The 18506-nt window shown below is 65.0% G+C and carries 21 protein-coding genes; 12 read left to right on the plus strand and 9 right to left on the minus strand.

The genetic code is table 11. The annotated features are described in order from the left end of the window. Nucleotides 1-39 precede the first annotated feature (39 nt). A complete protein-coding gene (locus tag ON22_RS33985; RefSeq protein WP_033247112.1) occupies nucleotides 40-900 on the plus strand; it encodes an alpha/beta fold hydrolase in 861 nt (286 codons plus the stop codon). Between the two features lie 220 nt (nucleotides 901-1120). Here the strand turns inward: ON22_RS33985 and ON22_RS33990 are convergent, their stop codons facing one another. Then, complete coding sequence (locus tag ON22_RS33990) at nucleotides 1121-2089, minus strand: hypothetical protein (RefSeq protein WP_033247111.1); 969 nt, start codon at nucleotides 2087-2089, stop codon at nucleotides 1121-1123. A gap of 326 nt (nucleotides 2090-2415) precedes the next feature. Here ON22_RS33990 and ON22_RS37140 point away from each other — a divergent pair, with 326 nt between their 5' ends. Continuing rightward, nucleotides 2416-2970, plus strand: a complete 555-nt coding sequence (locus ON22_RS37140; protein ID WP_156052424.1) for a hypothetical protein — start codon at nucleotides 2416-2418, stop codon at nucleotides 2968-2970. 152 nt (nucleotides 2971-3122) lie between these two features. Next, entirely contained in the window at nucleotides 3123-4004 is an 882-nt protein-coding gene (locus ON22_RS34000) for a dihydrodipicolinate synthase family protein (protein WP_033247109.1), read from the plus strand. 11 nt (nucleotides 4005-4015) lie between these two features. Here ON22_RS34000 and ON22_RS34005 read toward each other — a convergent pair whose 3' ends face one another. The 4 genes from ON22_RS34005 to ON22_RS34020 all read right to left on the minus strand — a co-directional run bounded on the left by ON22_RS34005 (nucleotide 4016) and on the right by ON22_RS34020 (nucleotide 6150). Beyond that, a complete protein-coding gene (locus tag ON22_RS34005) occupies nucleotides 4016-4627 on the minus strand; it encodes a P-loop nucleotide/nucleoside kinase family protein (protein WP_051158442.1) in 612 nt (203 codons plus the stop codon). 78 nt (nucleotides 4628-4705) lie between these two features. Beyond that, nucleotides 4706-5266 carry a GNAT family N-acetyltransferase gene (locus ON22_RS34010; protein ID WP_033247108.1) on the minus strand — a complete coding sequence of 187 codons (561 nt, stop codon included), beginning with the start codon at nucleotides 5264-5266 and terminating at the stop codon, nucleotides 4706-4708. A gap of 6 nt (nucleotides 5267-5272) precedes the next feature. Beyond that, nucleotides 5273-5776 (minus strand): HIT family protein, encoded by a 504-nt coding sequence (locus ON22_RS34015; protein ID WP_033247107.1) that lies wholly within the window; start codon nucleotides 5774-5776, stop codon nucleotides 5273-5275. A 140-nt stretch (nucleotides 5777-5916) separates the two neighbouring features. Then, nucleotides 5917-6150 (minus strand): GNAT family N-acetyltransferase, encoded by a 234-nt coding sequence (locus ON22_RS34020; protein ID WP_051158443.1) that lies wholly within the window; start codon nucleotides 6148-6150, stop codon nucleotides 5917-5919. 100 nt (nucleotides 6151-6250) lie between these two features. Between ON22_RS34020 and ON22_RS38330 the strand changes: the two genes are divergently transcribed. The 4 genes from ON22_RS38330 (at nucleotide 6251) to ON22_RS34035 (ending at nucleotide 11303) form a co-directional block, all read left to right on the plus strand. Next, nucleotides 6251-7195 (plus strand): tyrosine-type recombinase/integrase, encoded by a 945-nt coding sequence (locus ON22_RS38330; RefSeq protein ID WP_231508761.1) that lies wholly within the window; start codon nucleotides 6251-6253, stop codon nucleotides 7193-7195. 5 nt (nucleotides 7196-7200) lie between these two features. After that, nucleotides 7201-7503: a tyrosine-type recombinase/integrase gene (locus tag ON22_RS38335; protein WP_231508760.1), complete on the plus strand. Its 303-nt coding sequence runs from the start codon at nucleotides 7201-7203 to the stop codon at nucleotides 7501-7503. Beyond that, complete coding sequence (locus ON22_RS34030) at nucleotides 7500-9926, plus strand: tyrosine-type recombinase/integrase (RefSeq protein ID WP_033247105.1); 2427 nt, start codon at nucleotides 7500-7502, stop codon at nucleotides 9924-9926. The genes ON22_RS38335 and ON22_RS34030 overlap by 4 nt, the downstream gene beginning before the upstream one ends. Nucleotides 9927-10151: 225 nt before the next feature. Then, entirely contained in the window at nucleotides 10152-11303 is a 1152-nt protein-coding gene (locus ON22_RS34035) for an acetyl-CoA C-acetyltransferase (protein ID WP_033247104.1), read from the plus strand. Between the two features lie 71 nt (nucleotides 11304-11374). Here ON22_RS34035 and ON22_RS34040 read toward each other — a convergent pair whose 3' ends face one another. Continuing rightward, nucleotides 11375-12538, minus strand: coding sequence for a steroid 3-ketoacyl-CoA thiolase (locus ON22_RS34040; RefSeq protein WP_033247103.1), 1164 nt, complete (start codon nucleotides 12536-12538; stop codon nucleotides 11375-11377). A 245-nt stretch (nucleotides 12539-12783) separates the two neighbouring features. Between ON22_RS34040 and ON22_RS34045 the strand changes: the two genes are divergently transcribed. The 5 genes from ON22_RS34045 (at nucleotide 12784) to ON22_RS34065 (ending at nucleotide 15879) form a co-directional block, all read left to right on the plus strand. Further along, the gene (locus ON22_RS34045) at nucleotides 12784-13143 is read left to right on the plus strand and encodes an ArsR/SmtB family transcription factor (RefSeq protein WP_033247189.1); all 360 of its coding nucleotides are present in this window, start codon (nucleotides 12784-12786) and stop codon (nucleotides 13141-13143) included. Nucleotides 13144-13299: 156 nt separating this feature from the next. Next, entirely contained in the window at nucleotides 13300-14154 is an 855-nt protein-coding gene (locus ON22_RS34050) for a hypothetical protein (protein WP_156052422.1), read from the plus strand. 120 nt (nucleotides 14155-14274) lie between these two features. Next, nucleotides 14275-14502, plus strand: a complete 228-nt coding sequence (locus tag ON22_RS34055; protein ID WP_033247102.1) for a hypothetical protein — start codon at nucleotides 14275-14277, stop codon at nucleotides 14500-14502. 203 nt (nucleotides 14503-14705) lie between these two features. Further along, entirely contained in the window at nucleotides 14706-15509 is an 804-nt protein-coding gene (locus ON22_RS34060; RefSeq protein ID WP_033247101.1) for an alpha/beta fold hydrolase, read from the plus strand. A 25-nt stretch (nucleotides 15510-15534) separates the two neighbouring features. Continuing rightward, on the plus strand, nucleotides 15535-15879 hold the full coding sequence (locus tag ON22_RS34065; RefSeq protein WP_043740998.1) for a zinc ribbon domain-containing protein YjdM: 345 nt from the start codon (nucleotides 15535-15537) through the stop codon (nucleotides 15877-15879). 172 nt (nucleotides 15880-16051) lie between these two features. On the opposite strand, the gene ON22_RS34070 is transcribed toward ON22_RS34065, so the two are convergent. From ON22_RS34070 to ON22_RS34080, 3 genes are all read right to left on the minus strand, one after another. Further along, nucleotides 16052-16414 carry a YybH family protein gene (locus ON22_RS34070; RefSeq protein ID WP_033247100.1) on the minus strand — a complete coding sequence of 121 codons (363 nt, stop codon included), beginning with the start codon at nucleotides 16412-16414 and terminating at the stop codon, nucleotides 16052-16054. 74 nt (nucleotides 16415-16488) lie between these two features. Then, nucleotides 16489-16869, minus strand: a complete 381-nt coding sequence (locus ON22_RS34075; protein ID WP_033247099.1) for a DUF5313 family protein — start codon at nucleotides 16867-16869, stop codon at nucleotides 16489-16491. Continuing rightward, nucleotides 16866-18506, minus strand: a complete 1641-nt coding sequence (locus ON22_RS34080) for a SulP family inorganic anion transporter (RefSeq protein WP_051158456.1) — start codon at nucleotides 18504-18506, stop codon at nucleotides 16866-16868. Before ON22_RS34080 ends, ON22_RS34075 begins: the two co-directional genes overlap by 4 nt.

The following is an 18506-nucleotide window of genomic DNA, read 5'->3' on the forward strand; positions in this document are numbered from 1 at the left end:
GCGAGCCGTCAAGCCGAGCTCTGATTTCAGGACGATCCGATGAAGTTCCGCACTAATGCCGTCAGTACTCCTGGGACGTTGCTCGTCACCAACGAGGCAGGTCCGCCGGATGGCCGGTGTGTGGTGTTGAGTCACCCGCTGATGATGGGTTATAGGGCGTTCCGTGCGTTGATGGAGATGCTGGTGGCGCGGGGGTATCGCGTTGTGGCATGGGATCATTTCGGGCAGGGTGTTCACCGGCCCCCGCGTCGATTGAATCCCGAGGTGAATTTGTCCGTTCTCACCGCGCACACTATCGAGGTCATCACGGGGCTCGGTCTGAACAAGCCTCATATCGTAGGTCAGGGATTGGGAGCGATGGTGGCGCTGGGTGTGGCGGCATGGCGTTCTGATCTCGTGACGTCGGTGACCGCGATCGCGGGGTCGGTCGATGCTGAACGGCACCGGAAAGCGGTCAATGCGCTGGCCGATCACGTCGAGCACCATGGGGTAGCGGGAGAGATCGACGTGGACGGAACGAGCGTGCAGGTCGTTGATCTACTGACGCGCGTCAGTTTTGGTGCATGGACACGGCAGAACCGGCCCGATTTCGTTTCTGAGTGGGGGGAGCGGTATACCGAACTGGACCGGATCGCGCCCTCTCTGCGCGCATACGCGGAACGGGAGAGTCTGGTCGGTGAGCTGCTGCGTGGCTGCGATGTACCGGTGCTCGCGGTGGCCGGTGCGCAGGATGTCCTTTTTCCGCCGGCTGTGAGCGGGGAGGCGGTAGCGCGTGCCACCGGCGGTCGATGGGTCACGGTCGAGGATGCGGGTCACAGTGTGGCGCAAGAGCAGCCGGAGGCTGTTATGAAGCACCTGGAACAGCATTTCGCTGCGGCTGATCGGCCCGACGAGCATTAGCGGTCAGCCTGGGTCGGTCACCGCCTGGAGTGGGCCGTCCTCGCGCTTTTCGGGCCAGCTCGGTTCAGCGGCTGTACAGGCTGAGCATCGGCCTCCGTTCAAGTATCCCGGGTGAGTCCCGCGGAGGTCGCCGGCCGATGCTTGCGACGGTGAGTGGCGCAGGTTCAGAGGTGAGTGGCGCAGGTTCAGATGTGGTGCCAGCGCCTCTGGACGTCTCTGATCAGTGTGAGGTGTCCTTGGGTAGGCGGGGCTGCAGGTTTTGTGCGAGTTCGGCGGTGCGCGCGGCAGCGGATGCCGAGGAGGCCACATGTCTTGGGGTCCGGCTGGCATCGGTGCCGGTGGCGGGAATTTTGATGTTCCTGAGCTCTCGCACCTGGTCGAGGTTGCGGGCAAACAGCCCGTCGTCGTGAGGGTGTCGCATGATCTGTTCCACCGCGTCAGTGAAGGCGGTGTAGTCGCGGTAGGTGCCGGTGACAAGGGTGCGCATCTCGCGCCACGCCTGCCCTAGAGCGTCGTCGCGGATCGCCCACGGTTCGGCGAGTACGTACATGTGCTCGGTGAGCTGTTGACGCTCGAGATCGGTACCGGCCCGCGCCCATTGTCTACGGATCTTGTACACCCAGGCAAAGTCTGCGCGCATCACCTGCTCGGGCCAGCTCGCGGCCCGGCGGCCGTTGTAGTAGCTCGTATGGGCTGGATTGGCGAGCCAGTAGGGGCGTGACCGGGCGGCCTCGGCGCTGAGCGGGTCGCGGATCGGTGACCAGGGCCCCTGGCCGGCTGTTTCGCGGGCTTGTCGCTGGGATCGCCACTGCACCGGTGACATATCGGTGTCGGCGCCATCGAGCAGATCGATGATCGTGCGCGCATACAGCTCGGTCATGGCCTCGGGGTGATTCTGCCAGCGGTCTTCCGCCGCGCACAAGTACTCCCAATTCTCCCGCACGTGCGAGCAGTCGTGGTCGCGCCAACGACTTTCCAGTGCATGGAGCGTTTCGGAAAGCTGTGCCCGTTCGTGCTGATCGGTGGTTTGTGCCAGCGTATCGAGGATTCGGACCGCGGCCGCGCGATCCGCACGCATCTGTTGCTCGGTCGCGTCGTGTGCACCACGGGCGGTGTAATAGCTCGGGTTGCAGGCATCGATGTCTGCGGCGTCGCTCTCGGCTCCGTGTGGTGGTTGATCAGTGACCATGAGTCATTCTCTCGTCCAACGCTGTTGGCTTGCGAGCATAGTCGCTAGTCATGGCGTCCGGGTCGGCCGCTGCCGCGGTTGCTGAGCGGGATTGAAGACCCGCAGGATCTAACGCGCGCATCGACGCCGCGATAGGCGACCTTGGCTGCCGTGCCGACATGTGCTGATGAGAATCGTGGTACACGCGCCTGCGCTCGCCCTGTGATGAGCGTTGCGGCGTAGCCCATCTGGTCGGCCAGTTTCTCCGGTTCGCTGGCTTCAGTTCACTGCCGAGGCAGTCAATGGTTCAATTCCTGATGACATCTTCACGTTCAGGAGGAGAGAGAATGGCTGCGCGTGTTCGCTACTCGGAAGAGGAACAGGAGAAATTCGTTGCGCAGGTGAAGAGGCTGCGCAGCAAGGGACACACGTTGAATTCTGCGTGTTCTCGTGTTTCTTCACGGGCGAATGGGTCTCCGACGACGAATACGCTTGCGATTTGGGTCCGAAAGGCAGAGAGCGCCGCGCTGCCCGCCGAGGTTCCAGCGGCCGAGTCCGACCACGCCGAACGTCTTGATGACAATTCTCAGGTTCCCGACACAGGCTCCGATACTGCGCCGACCGAATACCGGGGACGATCCAGCGACGAGGACGTGGTGTCTGCGCCCGACTGGATCACCGAGCAGCCGACTGATGCTTCGCCGGCCACCGGAACGAGTCTGACCGGTGAGCGTGCTGGTCGCGACCGAGGGCAGGCGCATGTGGGGGAGCTGGTGCATGTGCCATCGAATGGGCTGGAGGAGTTGGTGGAAGAGAACGATCGGCTGCGGCGCGCGTTGGCGGAGGCTGACCGCGAAGTGCGAGCCATGCGTGACTTGCTGGTGGTCTACGCTTCGCGATAGCTCGCGAGCAGGGCGCTCCACTATCGTGGCGAGCCGGGGGGCGCTCGGCCCGGTAGGCCGCTGTGCGCGGTAGTGCTGCAGGGGCTGGCTACCGCCTGGCATGGGAAGCTCGGGCCGTGACCGAATTATTGCGGTGTCCGATTGTCGCTACGGTGACTCCGTTCCGGCGTTCCGGTGTTGTGGATCTCCCTGCGTTGAGTGACTATTTGGGCCTGTTGAAGGCGGTGGGGGTCGAGTCGATCCTGGTCAACGGCACCACTGGCGAGTTCGCCAGTTTGACGGTGCGCGAGAGAATCCGGGTGGCCGAGCATTGCCGCGGCGGGTGGAGTGGCCGGTTGGTGGTACACGTGGGTTCCTGTGCGGTCGCTGATGCCGCGGAACTGGGGCGCCATGCGAGTGCGTTCGCCGACGGGGTGGCGGTAATGAACCCGTACTTCTACGCTCACGCTTGCAAGGCGGGGATGGCGAGCTATTTCGCGGCTGTGTTGCCCAGCTGCACACGTCCGACGTTGCTGTACAACTTCCCTCGTCATACTCAGGCGCCGATCCCCCCGTATCTTGTCGCGCAGTTGGTGCGGCAGTTCCCGCAGGTGATCGGGGTGAAGGATTCCGGGAAGGACCGCGCGGTGACACGCGAGTACCGGACTGTAGGCACAGGTTTTGGGGTATATGTCGGTGACGACCGTGTCGGTGCCCGGATCGGTGAGCTCGGGGCAGCCGGTGTGGTCACCGGCGCCGGCGGCCCGATCGCTGAAATACCGGTAGCGATCGCGGCGGCCGTGGCAACAGGGGATATCGGTCGAGCACAGGACCAGGACCTGCAGGATGCGTTCGACTACTACACCGACGCCCGGAAGCGGTCGTCGATCAGCGATATCGCCTTCGCCAAAGCCGCAACGGCTGCCAGGTTACCCGGGTTCCCCACCCAGGTCCGGCCACCGCTGGTGGCTGCATCGACCGGGCAGATGCGTGAGATTCATGCGGTCGTGCGTTCGACGCTGACACGGTATGCCGCCCGCGGCCTGGGCGGCTGATCGGTAAGGGTTCAGCTCTCGATGATGTGATCGCACAGGGTGTGGGCGAGCTCGCGGACTCCGGAATCGAGGACGCCGGCCTGGTAACCGGCCCAGTCAGTGAGCTTGAGCCTGTCGCGATCCAGGCCTCGAGCGATCATTCGGTGCCGGATCTGCTCTGCAGGACAGTCGATCCATACCGTCACGATCGGCAGATCCTTGTCGGCTTCGGCGTGGTCACGAAGGAACTCGCCGAGCGCTGTGCCCGCGGCCGCGGCAGCGCGCAACGTCGACAGGAACGGTGCATCCAGTACCACTGGATGGTGCTGTGCGACGTGGAGGCCGGCATCGACCAAGCCGGCGTATATGCCGGGTGCTACGACCTTGTGGTACATCGCGGAGTCGCGGTCCGACTCGTCTCCAGTCAGCCGCTGCATGACCGAGTTCTCCAGCATGGGCGCGAATCGGTCCTTGTCCAGCACGACGGCGCCGGTATGTTCCGCGAGGACCCGTGCTGCTGTGCTCTTTCCGGAGCTGGGGAATCCGGTGACCACGACCGCGCCGTGCTCGAGGACCGGGGCGGCCGCCTGGGTGAGTTGCTCGCGCACGGTGGTGGGCGGGGCCGTTGGAAGGTGTTGATCCATCACGGTTGAACTCCATCACATCGTTCTGGCCGGCGGCCGGTGGCCAGACGACCGGGTCGCGTTTTCCCGGGCTGTGGCTCAATGGGAGCCGGCCGTGGTCGCGCGCACCATGATCAAGGAGGTGACGTCCAGGTGCGGGTGATGGCGGCGGGCGGTCACGGCGAATCCGAGCTGCTGATACAGCCGGATCGCGGCAGTGTTGGTGTCGCGGACATGCAGGCCCAGCCAATCGACTTGTGCGTCTTCTGCTGCCCACCGGCACAGTTCGGTACACAGTGCCGCGGCCATACCTTCTCGCCGGTGCCCTGGATCGGTGTAGGTGCCCCAGACCATCGCCCACCGCTGGCCGGTCGCGACGGGCGGATCCGGCAGGTCGAATTCCGGGCCTTCGCTCTCACTGTCGATGAACGCACCGGCCATGCCCAGCCATGCCTCGTCGGGATGGGTCTCGACGGCCACGAGTGCTTGCCGGTGGGGCTGGGTGCAGCGCGCGATCCGGTCTTCCCAGCCTTGCTCGTCCACCGCGGTTGCTTGTTCGACGGTTTCCAGGAACGCCGAACGTGCGTTATACAGCGCTTCCAACCGCAGCGCGCGCAACCGCGGCCCGTCACCCGCGCGTGCGTACCGTATCGTCCACATGCGCGTTCAGTCCTGCTCGTCGGCGGGCAGAACCGCGCGTATTCGAGCAGCCAGCTCTACTGCCTGCTCATACGACCAGGGCAGCACACCGTTCTCGGCCATCAACGCGTGAAACTGCTGTTCGCGGTAGGGCACACCGGGTGGCAGGGGCGCTATATGCCAATGCAGGTGGGCATTTCCCTGTTGGCTTCCGAGGCTGGCGAGGTAGAGCCGTTCGGTGGGCACCACTGCTTGCACGGCCCGCCCGACCCGGTGGACCAGGCGCATAAGGCGCGCGAATCTGTCCTCGTCCAGGTCGGCGACAACCTGTTCGTGGTGGTGTTTCGGCGCGACCAGCACGTGACCGAGCAAGGTCGGGTACCGGCATAGGAACGCAAGGTTCTCGCCGTCGTCGGCCACGACCTGCTCCAGGTCCGAATCATGGCGGCCTGCCACGATGGCGCAGATGAAGCAGGGCTGTGTGCGAACACGCCGCTCATAAGAGTCCAGATCGAACGAGATACGTTCCACACCAACGATTCTGCCTGAGGCGAACCTCGGCGAGGCTCATTTCGTTGTCGGCCGTCCGATTCTTGGCCAGCATCGCGCTCGGCGTTGCGACGGGTGTCGTCCTTACACTTCTTACTTCGTCGTGGGCCTTCGAGGAGGGTTCACTGCGCTGAACGGGTCATTTCGAACTCGGTGCGGGGATCATCGGGTGCGACGGTGCGCTGGAGGCCGGTGCGGACAAAGCCGTGGCGGGTGTACAGCCGTTCGGCGGGGGTGTTGTCGCCGATGATCTCAAGCCGGATCTGTGTGCATCCGCGGGTGGTGGTGTGAGCGATGACGGCGCGGACCAGGAGGCCAGCGATGCCGCTTCCCCGGGCGGCCGGGTCCACCCACATCGACCCGTTGACTGGACTAAGGCAGGACACGCCTTCCGATTAGCTCGGCGGTTGCCGTCGTGCTCGGTATACATCGCTTGTCCAGGTGAAAGGCGGTGTGGTGGTGAGTGTCGAGCGTGATCTGGCTGCGATTAGGTTGCCGCGGTGGGGCCGTGTCGAGCCAGCCGAAGGGGTCGTGCCTTGGCTGGTGGTCGACGACAACGGCGACCCGGTTCGACCGGTCAGAATTTTCTTGATGGACTTCGTCGCGCAGGCGAACGGCGCGAGTTCGGTGCGCAGTTACGCTTACGCGTTGCTGCGGTGGTGGCGTTGGCTCCACGCAGTCGGCGTTTCGTGGGATCGGGTGACCCCGGCGGAGGCTCGGGATTTGGTGTTATGGCTCAAACAGGCACGTAAGCGACGTAATTCGGCTCGCACCAGCTCGTTGAAGACCGCTGGCACGCTGAACCCGATCACTGGGAAGTACTATCTGGACGATCGCTATGCGGCGTGCACTATTCGCCATTCCAATGCGGTGGTTCGGGCGTTCTACCAATACTGGATCGAGCTCGGTGAGGGGCCGGTAGTCAATCCGGTCGGTCTCGTTCGCCGGCACGGGAGTCGGGGCAATGCCCACCACAATCCACTGGAACCATTCCGGCCGGAAGGGCGCCTCCGCTACAATCCCCGGCTACCCAAGCGGCTTCCACGGGAGATCTCCGACGACAGGTGGCGAGACCTGTTCACGGTATTGCGGTCAAACCGGGACCGGGCGCTGCTGTCGCTGGCTATCAGCTGCGCAGCGCGGGCAGCCGAGATACTCGGTGTGCGATTGGCCGATCTGGACTGGGGCGAACAGAAAGTTCGAGTCCTGCGGAAGGGAACCGGTACGGCGCAATGGCTTCCGGCCAGCCCGGAGGCATTTGTGTGGATTCGCTTGTACCTCGCCGACCTCGGCGACACGGTGAGTCTGCAGGATCCGTTGTGGCAGACATTGCGCCGCCGCGACCTGGCGACGGGTTGCGCCGGCAGCCGTTGTCCTACGATGCGCTTCGGAAGGTCGTGACCAGGGTGAACGAGGCGCTGGGCACAAACTATTCGATGCATGATCTGCGTCATTCGGCCGCCGTGCGAATGTCTCGTGACCGGAATCTTTCACTTCGTGATATCCAGGTCATACTGGGTCATCAGCACCTGTCAACCACTGCCGATGTGTATCTCGTCGAAGACGAGGCCGCAGTGATCCAGCGCGTGCACGACCATCTCGTCGAACGCGAGCAGTACCCGGCCCAGCGCGCTGTTATGCCCGCTGCGGACTATGACGCTGGGGATCTTGCCATTCTGTTCGGCTCTGGGCGGTGGGTGGCGCGATGACGATTACGGCGAAGGATGTGCAGGCCGGCGGGGAGCGCACCCGCATCAAGCTCAGGCGTTATGACGACCTGGCTGACACCGTCGTGGCTGGTGGTGGCCGCGACCTTTTGCCGGTTGACGCTGTCGTCGATCTGGTCCGTGCGTTGCCGATGCAGGGAAACGATGCGTACCGGATCGGAACTCGGATCCGGACATCCCGCGCGATCCTCGACTGGCTGGCCTCTCATCCCGGTGATGGCTGGCAGGGTCGGTGGATCTCGTCGGGAGCCGACCACGATTCGGACTGGCTCGATCAGCTCGGCGATCCTGGGGATTCCCGGTCGCCGAAAACCCGGCGGGAAGCCCAGAGATCTGGGCTTTCCGCTCTGTTGGCGTGCCGGATCTTCTTCCCGAGCTACCGATTCTTGAGCACATTTCGATCGCCGGGAATGTTGGTGTGGATCCGTGCGACGACACAACCGGCGTTGTTCAACGCGTTGGATGCACGTGGGCACGAGCTTGGGATCGGGGCCGATCGGCGCAGGACCGCCATCTGTCACATCACCAAGATCGTCACGCATACCGGTCGCGATGTGGATCAACTGACCGGAGAGGATTTGCTCGGTTTCCGTGCGTGGCATTTGCGAGAAAACGATTCGATCGACGGTCTGACCGTGGCGTGGACGCTGCTGCGTGGCATTGCGGATCTCGGTGAGGCTGCGACGCTGGCCGAGGCGTTGCGGATCGGACAGCGGCCGACGCGCGAGCTGGTCGACTCATACGGAGTTCGCAGCACCAATGTCCGTGAGGTACTGGTTCGATATCTCGATGAACGCCGCCCAGCCATGGATTACAACAGCCTGTGCAACATGACTTCCACGCTGGTGAAGCTTTTCTGGTGCGATATCGAGAGACATCACCCCGGCATCGATTCACTGGATCTTCCCGATGAGATTGCCGACGGCTGGAAACAGCGGATGCGTACCGTGCCGCTGAAGAGTGGTCGCCCGCGTTCTGACAACTCGTATTTCGGTGCCTTGAATACTGTGCGGTGCTTCTACCTCGATCTGCAGGAATGGGCTCGACAAGATCCGTCGTGGGCGCAGTGGGCATTTCCGAGCCCGGTACGCCGGCGCGACACCGCGGGCTACGGCAAGTCAGTCCAGAGGACCTCGGCTGCGATGCATCAGCGGGTCCGTGAGCGCCTGCCCCACCTTCCTCTGCTGGTCGATACCGCCGAACGCCACAAGACCGACCAGGAGGCTCTACTCGCCGCGACCAAAGCCGCACCGGTCGGTGCGGTATTCGAACATGCAGGCAAACGGTATCGGCGGGTAGTGCCCAAGAGCCGGCTCACCGGCGTCTACCGCGAGGTGCCGCTGCCCAATCGGGCTACGGATATGACCTCCGGCCTCGTTATCGACGTCGACAAGACCGAGCACGATGCGTTCTGGGCGTGGGCGGTCATCGAAACGTTGCGCCACACCGGGATCAGGCTCGAAGAGTTGATGGAACTGACACATCTCGGACTGGTCTCCTATCAGCTTCCCGCCACAGGCGAGATCGTGCCCATGCTTCAGATAGTCCCATCCAAAGGCAACGAGGAGCGACTTCTGCTGGTCAGCCCCGAACTCGCCGATGTCCTGGCCGCGATCATCAGCCGCCTCCGCGCCCGCAATGGCGGAGTCGTTCCGCTGACGGCGCGATACGACCCTCACGAGAAGATCACCAGCCCGCCTTTGCCCTATCTCTTCCAGCACCGCCAGGGATTTCAATGGAAAGTACCGGGTAACAAAGTGTTCCAGAATTGGCTGACGGCCGCATTGGAGCGTACTGGACTCACCGACGCTACCGGTCAGCCGCTGCATTGTACGCCGCACGATTTTCGACGGATGTTCGCTACCGGCGCCGTCCAAGGCGGGCTGCCCATACACATTTTGGCACGAATACTCGGCCATAAAAGTATTAGTACCACGCAAGCCTATGCCGCGGTCTTCGACGAAGATTTGGTCAATTCCTATCGCGCATTTCTGCGCAGCCGCCGTGCGGTGCGGCCCGAGGCCGAGTACCGGGAGCCCACCGAGCACGAGTGGCAAGAATTCCAGCAGCACTTCGAATTGCGCAAGCTGGAACTCGGCACCTGCGGGCGCCCATACAACGTCCCGTGCAGCCATGAGCACGCATGTATCAGGTGTCCGAGCCTGCGAGTGGACCTCCGGTCCCGCAACCGGCTCGCGGACATCATCGGTAACCTGCGCGATCGCATCACCGAAGCGCAATCCTATGGCTGGACCGGTGAGGTTGAAGGCCTGCGCGTAAGCCTCAATGCCGCGGCCGCCAAACTGGCCAGCCTGGACCGGATGCGTGACCGTACAGGCCGCACCGCCTCACTCACCGACCTCGGTATGCCCATCATCACCGAAGGGCAGCGGATCGGCCGGTAGCCCGGGTCCCGGACGGAACATCCACGAGACAAGGTCACGCAAAGAGCCACCACGGATAGTGACCAATTTGTAGTTCTGTTCACCGGGGCCAGTAGGAGCAGTACCTGTGCAGGTGTCGAGGCGCCGGAAATCGACGGTTCGATCGGAGCAGCCGATACCATCCTGGTAGCAACCAAGCATTTGCTTGATTGGCAGGCTCGAAAGCGCCGGATATGGGAGTGCTCTGTGGGACAGGCTTATGTTGTGGACGCGGTCCGTACCGCGGTCGGTCGCCGAGGTGGCGCCTTGTCCGGGGTTCATCCGGCCGATCTGGGTGCTGAGGTGATCACCGCGGTGGTGGACCGCGCGGGTATCGACCCGGCGTTGATCGATGACGTGGTGTTCGGTTGTGTGGATGCGATTGGTCCTCAGGCAGGCAATATTGCTCGTACTGCGTGGCTGGCGGCGGGGTATCCCGAGCAGGTTCCGGGGGTGACTGTGGATCGGCAGTGTGGGTCCAGTCAGCAGGCGATTCATTTCGCCGCGCAGGCGATCATGAGTGGCACTGCGGATCTGGTGATCGCCGGCGGAGTGCAGAACATGAGCATGATTCCGATTGCCGCGGCGATGGCGGTGGGGGAGCAATTCGGTCATTCGACCCCGTTCGCGGGGTCGCAGCGGTGGCGGGATCGTTACGGCGATCAGGAGGTTTCCCAGTTCCGTGGTGCGGAGTTGATCGCCCGGGAATGGGGTATCAGCCGGGAGGAGATGGAGGGTTGGGCCCTGCGCAGTCATGAACGTGCGGCCGCTTCCATCGAGCGGGGTGCTTTCGTCGACGAGATCGTCGCTGTCGGCGGTTTCGCGGTCGATGAATGCCCGCGCCGGACCAGTCTGGAGAAAATGGCGCAGTTACCACCTTTGGTGGAGGGCGGTCGCCTGACCGCTGCCCTGGCGAGTCAGATCTGCGATGGCGCGGCGGCGACATTGCTGGCTTCTCGAACGGCGGTCGAAACCCATCGTCTTCGCCCCCGCGCCCGTATCCATCATCTTTCCGCTCGCGGTGCCGATCCGATTTTCATGCTGAGCGCGCCTATTCCGGCCACGCGATACGCATTGGAGAAGGCGGGTATGGATATCGCGGACATCGACGTGATCGAGATCAACGAAGCCTTCGCGCCGGTGGTGCTGTCCTGGATTCGGGAGATCGGCGCTGATCCGGGCAAGGTCAATGTCAACGGCGGCGCCATCGCTCTCGGGCATCCGCTCGGGGCGACCGGCGCCAAATTGTTCACCACGATGCTCGGTGAACTCGAACGTGGCGGCGGACGCTACGGATTGCAGACCATCTGCGAAGGAGGCGGCACCGCGAACGTCACCATCATCGAGCGCCTCGGCTGACCACTGGGTCAGAGTGCATATCGCGCCCGCGGGCGGCGGGCGCGATATGCGTCGGATTCGGCGGATGTGGGTTAGATTCGTTCGATGATGGTGGCTGTGGCCATGGCCCCGCCGTTACACATGGTGATCAGGGCTGTGGAGGCGTCGCGGCGTTCGAGTTCGTGCAGGGCGGTGGCGATCAGCCGTGATCCGGAGCTGCCGACCGGGTGTCCGAGGGCGATGGCGCCGCCGTTGACATTGACCCTGGCCATATCCGGGTCGTGGACCTGCGCCCAGGACAGCACGACCGAGGCGAATGCTTCGTTGATCTCGAAAAGGTCGAGGTCGCCGATCTTCATGCCGGCTTTTCGGAGCACCTCGGTGGTGGCTTGAACGGGGCCGTCGAGGTGGAAATACGGTTCGGCGCCGACGAGGACCTGTGACACGATCCGCGCGCGTGGTGTGAGTCCGAGCGCGTGTGCGCGAGCGGAATCGGCCAGCAGTATCGCGGCGGCGCCATCGGAGATCTGCGATGCGGTTCCGGCCGTGTGGATTCCGCCCTCGATCACCGGTGTGAGTCGCGCCAGCGAGTCGCTGGTGGTGTCGCGCAGTCCTTGGTCACGGTCGACGACCTGGTTTTGCCCGGTAGCGTTGCCTTCGGTATCGAGGATCGGCGCTGCTATCGGGAGCACCTCCCGAGCGAATCGGCCCTCTTCCCACGCCTGTTTGGCCAGATGCTGTGAGCGCACGCCGAGGGCCTCGATGTCGCTGCGGGTGATTCCGCGGCGTTGGGCGATGCGTTCGGCTGCCTCGAATTGGTTGGGCATATCGAGGTTCCACGACGCCGGGCGGCGGGGGCCCGCGCTGGTTCCGACGTTGGCGCCCAGGGGTACCTGACTCATCGCCTCGACTCCGCAGGCGATACCGATATCGATCGCGTCGGTGGCGATCAGCCCCGCGATCAGGTGCGCAGCGTGCTGAGCCGAACCGCATTGAGCATCGATCGTGGTAGCGCCGGTCTGCCACGGCAGGCCCGCGGCCAGCCAGGCTGTGCGGGTGACGTTGTTGGATTGGGCGCCTGCCTGAGTGACGCAGCCCCCGATCACCTGCTCCACCGACGCGGCCTCGATCCCCGATCGGTGCACCAGCCCGGCCTGTACGGCACCGAGAATCTCCGCGGCATGCAAACCCGACAGCCAGCCGCCGCGTTTGCCGATCGGCGTCCGCACTGCTTCCACGATCACCGGATTGCCCACAGCACTCTCGCTCCCACTCGAAAATAGAACACGTTCTTCTTAGCATCAGGCCTCGGGGAAGTCGATTCAACTGGCGTTCTGCACCCGGGAGGCAGCGCGAGTTGAAACGGTCCGGCATCGCATCCCAGCGCCGGAGCCCGCGGGAGGGTCTGCTGCTGATCGCCCCACCTTCGCTGGTTTCACCTTCCATTGACTCCAATTGCTAAGATTAGAAATTAATAACAACAGTGCGGATGGAGGTCGAGATGGCAGACGCAAGCCAGCCGCTCTACCGGATGAAGGCGGACTTCTTCAAAACACTGGGCCACCCTGCGCGGATACGGGTGCTGGAGTTGCTCAGCCAGCGCGAGTACGCGGTATCGGAGATGCTGCCGGAGGTCGGTATCGAGCCGGCCAATCTGTCTCAGCAATTGGCGATCTTGCGTCGCACCGGGCTGGTGACCGCCCGGCGTGAGGGATTATCGGTTTCGTATGCGTTGACCTCACCGCAGGTCGCGGACCTGCTTGCGGTCGCACGGGCGATCTTGACCGGCGTCGTCGCGGGACAGGCCGAGTTGCTGGAAGAGTTACCGGCGCCCGCCCTGGTCGGCGACACACCCGGCTGATCGACACCGCCTGCGGGACGGGCGGTGCACAGGCTCTACCCTGATTGCATAATTTCGAAACTTCCGTTCTACGCAGATAGGATCGGTACGGCAGTGATCGACGATTTCGCTTCCGCGGTTCACGCGATGCGGGCCGAGTGCCCGAATCCGAGGGCCATGAGCGTCGGGGTGATGGCGGTCGCGGAACCCGATCGCGGCCGCGACGTTGCCGACCGCTTGGCGAGCTGGGCGGCGATGGATGACTACACCGAGTTGTTGAGCGCATATACCGTGCTGCGGGCAAGGCCGTTGCCGATGACCTGTGGCGATCCGAGGGTGGTCGCCGAACGAGTCTGTGAGCTGGCGCCGGCGGTGGCCGTGGTGTTGCTGGTCGGTGTGAGCCCGGTGGATTCGGTCGCGGTGCAGAAGCTGGTGGCCGGGCAGGACTGCGGACCGGTCGTCGTACCCGAGAGTGATCTCCTGACTGCCGCGTTGGCGGCGGCTGCGGTGACGATGCTTCGCCGGCGGGCGGTCGCGCCGCGGCACGGCCGGGTGGCGGTGACCGGCGCGGACCGCCTGCCACGGCTCGAGCAGGTGCTCTACCGTGCCGGTGCGGGCAGTGTCGCGACCTTCTATCAACCGGACGCGTCGGCACTGCCGATCGGGCGTCTGCTGACCTATCACGACATCCTGATCGACTTGACCGGGACGGTGTCGCCGCAGGCGGCGCCGGGGCGCGTGCTTCCGATGCCACGGGCTGTCTCCGATTACGCCGCCGTGGCCCTTCCCGGAGTATTGAGCGCTGTGTGCGGGCACGACCGAGCGGTGCCGACTGTCGATGTGCTCGCCGCGGCGGCCCGGGCTATCGCACTGATCACCACGACCGATCGCCTGCTACCTGCCCTCGGCGATCACCCGCTGGTATCGACGGTGGCCCGTCATGTCGGCAGAGTTCTCGCCGACCGGCCGATACCTGTCCCGCCGTATCCCGACACCACCGATACGGCCCGCACCGGAGAGCGACCCTCATGACACAGCGTCTGCCGCAGCCGGCGGCATGCCGCTCACCCGCACGAACCCGCAGTGATACCAACGCCGACCACCCACGATCTTCGTGGGCTTCCCGCCCCTTCACACAGAAAGTCCAAACCGATGAGCATCATCGAACTCGAGCGCAACATCCATGACCTCGAACTCGACGAGTTGGGTCACAGCACAGTGGCCGCGCACGCCGCCCTGCAGGTCATCGATCCGCATACGCTGGCGATCGTCGTGTACTGCGGTCACAACGCACAGCTCATCGAACAAGCCATCCGCGGCCAGCATTACCAGACCAAAGAGATCACCAGCGCGCACGAGATCATCACGATCACCATCTGAGTCACCGCCGACATCGGGATCATCCAGGTGACCGACTCCTCGCTGCTCGGTGATGGCTGACGCGCAGGGCAGCCTGTGGATTCACGGTGCTGTCACTGCGAGGTGCTCACCGGCCCGGCAGAAGCCCGGGTGCCGGTGGAGGACGCCGCCCTCACCGCAGCTAAAGTAGTTGCTAACTTTAGCAATCAGACACCTGGAGAAGAATGCCTGTCACCGCACTCAACGGCGTCCAGATCAGTTACGAGGTCACCGGCTCGGGTCCGCTGGTCCTGTTGATCATGGGCAACGGCAGCCCCGGTCGGGTCTGGCGTACCCATCAGGCGCCCGCGCTGGTGAAAGCGGGGTTCCGTGTCGCCACGGTCGACAACCGAGGTATCGCGCCGTCGTCGGAATCGGCGTCCGGGATCACGATGCCCGATCTCGTCGGCGACACCGCCGCACTGATCGAGCACCTGGGTGCGCCTGCGCATGTGGTCGGCACGTCGATGGGGTCACGCGTGGTGGCCGAACTCTGCCTGGCCCGACCCGAATTGCTGGGCAAGGCCGTCATGTTCGCCGCCACGGCCCGGCCGGACCCGGTGGCGGCCACCCTCAACCGCGGCGAGCAGGCCCTCTACGACAAGGGTATCGAGCTTCCCCCGGAATATGGCGCCGCGATCAAAGCCATGCTCAACCTCTCCCCGCACACCCTGGACGACCCGGGGAAAGCACAGGAGTGGCTCGACATCTTCGAATTCACCTCGGGCAAGGGCACTGCCGGCATCCGCGCCCAGCTCGGCATGGACCGCAGCCAGGACCGCCGCGCCGCCTACGCCGCGATCCGAGTGCCGAGCCTGGTCGTCGGATTCGCCGATGACCGGATGGTGGCTCCGCGGTTGTGCCGCGAAGTCGCCGAGGCGATCCCCGCCGCGCGGTATCACGAAATCGAGCGCTGCGGGCACTACGGATATCTCGAGCGCCCCGAGGAAGTGAACCGCGTCCTGATCGACTTCCTCACCGCCGCCTGACCTTCCGCCGAAACGAGATCCTCCCATGAGCCACACACTGCCGCCGTGCCCCGCGTGCGCTTCGGTGTACACCTACGAGCTCGGGGCACTGCTGGTGTGCCCGGAGTGCGCCCACGAATGGGAACCAGCTGAGGCCACCGGCGACGATACCGAGGAGGTCCGCGATGCCGTCGGTAACCTGCTCACCGATGGTGACACCGTCACCGTGATCAAATCCCTCAAGGTCAAAGGCAGCTCCACCGGGATCAAGGCCGGCACCAAGGTCCGCAACATTCGCCTGGTCGCCGGGGTGGGCGATCACGACATCGATTGCAAGGTCGACGGCATCGGGCCGATGCAGCTGAAATCCAGCGTGGTGAAGAAGCTCTGATCCACGACCGGCACCGAACACACGGCCGGGTCGCCTACGCGGCCGCGTGTTCGGTGCCGGTCGGCGAAGCTATGCGGTGTGGAGTCCGGTGGCCTGTGGTCACATCCACTGCAAGTGGCACGCACCGCCAGGCCATCGAGAACAGTTGATCACCAGCACTTTCTGACTGGACCTACCCGAGCAGGCTGGGCTGATCGATCATCCACAGCCACGTGCCATCGGCCTGACGCCGAGCGACTTCGACGGTGACGCCGCCATCGCCCAATCGGACCGAAGTCAGTGCCACATCTCCATTGCGGACCGTCGGCAACTGCCTCCCGGGCGTGAACGCCGGCGCGCCGGCGACGAAATGCTCATAGGCCTCGCGGATCTCACTGCTGCCGGCCGCAACACCGCCGCCGGGTATGGCCAAGACCGCATCAGGCTCATACAACGCCACCAGACCCTCGACGTCACCCGCGTTCAGACGCTCCACCACGAGCCGACTGAGGTCCTCCGGTTGCCACGCCTGCTCACGCGCCTGACCGCCGTTCATCGTTCACCCTCCTCATGGGCCGGACCCCGCGGCCAGACCTGGCAGGGACTATGTCAGAAGGCGCCGACATCGTTTCAGCGCCCGTGACGTCGTTCGTAGGCGTCGCGTTCGGCGGCGTGTTTCTGGCGTTCTCGCGCATCGGCCAGTGCCGGGTCGAGTCCGTGCTTGGCGAGGCGGTGGCGGCGGTAGACGTACATGAGCGCGACCGTGAAATAGATCAGGGGCAGGTACAGCAGCGCCATCATCGCCAGCCCCATCCACAGCGGTCCGGGAATGAGCAGGAACACGCACAGCGGTGCGATGATCGGCAGCAAGATCCGCAGATGGTAGCGGCGGGCCGCGCCCGGACCGGTGAGATCGTCGATCACCCACTGGTGCATCGACGGCGGCAGGGTCGCACCGGCGATGTAGCGCACGCGCTGGGTGAAGGTCGGCGTGGCCCGGGCACCGCTCATCGAATTCCTCCGACCGGCTCGGGAAGGTCACCGCGAGCGTGCGAGATCGCGGCGACCGTGTTCTCGAAGATCGCCTCCTGGCCCGCAGCGGGCAGCGCACCGATCGCGGTGAGGCGGCGGAGGTGATCGGCGCGCAACCCGGACATGAGCACGGTGATGTGGTGGTGTTCGAGCTTGCGTATCGCGTCTTTGAGCACGAGCGCGCCGGTGGTGTCGAGGGCGGTGATGCGCGACATCCGCAGGATGATGACCTTCACGTCGGAGACGTCGGCCAGTTCGAGCAGGAACCGGTGCGCAGCAGCGAAGAACAGCGGTCCCTCGATCCGGTAGGCGACGATATGGTCGCGCAGCAGGTCGTGTTCTTCGATGAGGTGGTCACCCTCGTCGAGGGGAACCTGGTCCAGGCGGGCTTCGCGGGCCACCGAGCGCAGGGCGAGCAGGACCGCGATCCCGACGCCGATGGCGACGGCGGTGACGAGGTCGAAGGCGACGGTGGCGGCGAAGGTGATCACCATGATTGCGGTGTCACCGCGGGAGGCGCGGGCGATCGCGGCCAGGGAGGCGGTTTCGACCATCCGCACGGTGGTGGCCAGCAGGACACCGGCCAGGGCCGCCAGCGGTATCTGGGCGACCAGGGGTGCGGCGAGGTAGAGCAGGGCGGCCAGCACGCCCGCGTGGGTGAGGGCCGCGAGGCGGGTGCGGGCGCCGGAGCGGACGCTGACCGCGGTGCGGGCGATCGCGCCGGTGGCGGGGACGCCACCGAACAGCGGTGCGGCGATATTGGCCAGGCCTTGCCCGAACAGTTCACGGTCGGGGTTGTGGCGGGTGCCCACCGACATCGAATCCGCGGCGGTGGCCGACAGCAGCGATTCCAACGCGGCGAGCGCGGCCACGGCCAGCGCGGGCGCGATCAGCGAGCCGAGCTGGCCGGGGTCGAGGAAACCGAGAGAAGGGGCGGGCAGCCCCGCGGGCAGTGCCCCGATTCGGGTGAGGTCGAGCTCGGCGAGTCCGGCCACCGCGGTGGCGACCGCGACCGCCACGAGCGCGAACGGCAGCTTGGGCAGGTAGCGGCCCCCGATCAGCACCGCGGCGGCGACCAGCAGCGCGGTGACCGGCGGGGCGGGGTCGGGGTGGTCGAGGTAGCGGGAGACGGCGTCGGAAGCCAGCTGCCACATCTTCTCGCCCTCGGCCTCGCCGACGCCGAGGGCGGACGGGAACTGCTGCAACGCAATCACCACGGCGATACCCGCGGTGAATCCCTCGATCACCGGCGCCGGCATGAAGCGGACCGCGCGCCCGACACCGGCCGCAGCGAGCACGACCAGCACCACACCGGCCATCAACCCGACGGCGAGCACGCCCGGGCCGCCGTGTTCGGCCACGATCGGCAGCAGCACCACGGTCATCGCGCCGGTAGGGCCCGAAACCTGGAAGCGGGAGCCACCGAACACCGCGGCCACGACACCGGCGATGATCGCGGTGGCCAGGCCCGCCGCGGCGCCGAGACCGGAACTGATCCCGAAACCGAGTGCCAACGGCAACGCCACCAGCGCAACGATGACACCGGCGAGCAGATCGGGCCCTGGGCGGCGCAGCGCCGGCGTCCAGTCCGCCCGGGTGGGCAGCAGCGCGCGCAG

Source organism: Nocardia carnea NBRC 14403 (assembly GCF_000308515.1).
Taxonomy (GTDB): domain Bacteria; phylum Actinomycetota; class Actinomycetes; order Mycobacteriales; family Mycobacteriaceae; genus Nocardia; species Nocardia carnea.